Annotated in this window: 2 protein-coding genes; one reads left to right on the top strand and one right to left on the bottom strand. The window is 34.2% G+C overall.

What is annotated here, in order from left to right:
• A partial coding sequence (locus AC3AX0_RS12360; protein ID WP_487550582.1) for a baeRF7 domain-containing protein occupies positions 1-1040 on the bottom strand: 1040 nt, incomplete at its 3' end.
• Positions 1041-1357: 317 nt separating this feature from the next.
• Here AC3AX0_RS12360 and AC3AX0_RS12365 point away from each other — a divergent pair.
• Positions 1358-2007: FadR/GntR family transcriptional regulator (locus tag AC3AX0_RS12365; protein ID WP_487550583.1), on the top strand; the 650-nt coding region annotated here is incomplete at its 3' end.

The raw sequence follows: 2007 nt of genomic DNA on the forward strand, positions 1-2007 counted from the left end.
ATGTTTAATACATTTTCGGCTTCTACAGTAGGCTCATAGAGTTCGTAAAGAAATTTGAGATTTTCGTCGTAGTAGCCCCACTTTTCAATATTTGATGTAAGGAAAAGTCTGTTTATACGGCCGTCGAATGATGCGGATATTATATCTTCAAGTATGTCGGATCCATTTCCGATACTTTTTGCTTCGCTGAATTTTTCCATCATGGCATCTGTTATTTTATTGAATCTTTCATCCATGATTTTATGTGCCCTGTCCTTCAAATCCTTAGGATGGATATTATCGGGATTTCCATCTATATGCTGGTCCATCAAATTTGGATACTTGTTTGCATCCTTATACATTGATGTGATATAGCTAACACCAGAAACGATTAGAGGAAGTTCATTTTTTGGTATGAAATTAAGTATATCTGTGCTTACCATTTGCATGAATCTATTTATATGGCTCTTATTGTCCTCTGCACTGCCGCCGTGACCATGGTATACTGCTGATGAGGTATTCGGATTTCCTGAATGGAACTGTAGCTGTCTTTCAGGATCGTCCATTTGCAGTGCCTCGTCAAGGGATGTAGGCATATCAAGCTCTATTTCTTTGATATTGAATTCGTCACAAAGATACAGCTTTATATTCTTTTGGCTTAGTGACAAGAGGTAATAGTTTTCATCCTTTGTAATCATTGACAATAGAGGTATTATATTGAATTCTTTTGACACATGAACTTTTTCCTGGAATTTTACAGGCATTTTGAAAAATTTGAATGTATCGCCGGAGATGAAAAGTGCAAGACCTTCGTTGCTGTTTTGCCAGAAAATCAAATCTTCAATTAAATCATATGCTTTCTTCAGGATGTTTTTGGCATCGGGCTCCGATACATTGAGTAAGGCAAGCTTTTTCTCAGCTTCCTTTAGTTGATTCTTCAAGAGAATCCTTCCTTTCAATATATCCTTCCCAGCCTTTTCAGTAGGTAGGTAAATGGAGATACATGGATCGAGCTTTGTTTCGATGAGTTTTAGAACATCTTCTTTTCTTAATTGATTCATTAATAAACCTCCTTATAATATTTGAGTTATATCAGCAAGTTTTAATGAAAGCATCCTCAATTTATTTGTTATCGCGTCTAACGCGACATAGTCGTTTGTCTATGACTAGGAAAGTTAAAATATGCAAAATACTTTGAAGTGTTGGTATTTTACGATTAATGGGAAACGAGATGTTATGAAAGGGTATTTATGTCTATGTTAATTATATCATATTTGGACTTGATAAAATACAAGATGGGAAATTAAATTTCACTCTTGCCGTGCTTTACTTTGATGTACTTATAATTTATAATAATTTTAGATAATGGAGTGATGATGTGAAAAATAAAAAAGACAAACAAGCATATGAAAAGGTTATAGAATATATTGGACAACAGGTGGAAGAAGGCATTCTCTGCAAAGGGGATAAGGTAACAACGGAAAGAAAGCTGGTTGAAATTCTTGGAATAGGAAGGAATTCAATTAGAGAGGCTCTTGAAATTTTAGATATTATCGGAATAGTCGAAAGAAAACAAGGTGATGGAACATATATAAGAAAAGAATTTGAAAGCTGGTTTTCTGGCCCTATGTCTATTGCCTTCATGCTTTCAGATACTGGAAAGAATGAAATTTTTGAGTTCAGAAATATGATAGAAGTGGAAATAGCAACTCTTGCAGCAGAAAGAATTACAGATGGTGAAATTGAGGAATTGAAAGAGTGTTATGGAAAATTGATAAATATGGATGATGAAATCATAAGTGCAAAATATGATAATAAATTCCACGGTTTGCTAGCAAGGGCAACAAAGAATATTATTATTATAAATTCATACAATGCAATGGAATATATGATGAATATGATGATTTATGACATTAGAGCAAGGGGTATCTTGTCGGAAGGATATGAGCTTATGGTAAGAATTCACAAAGATGTTTTTGAAGCTGTTGTAGACAGAAATCCTGAAGAAGCCAGAAAAGCAATGAAACG

This window comes from Dethiosulfatibacter sp., assembly GCF_983023055.1.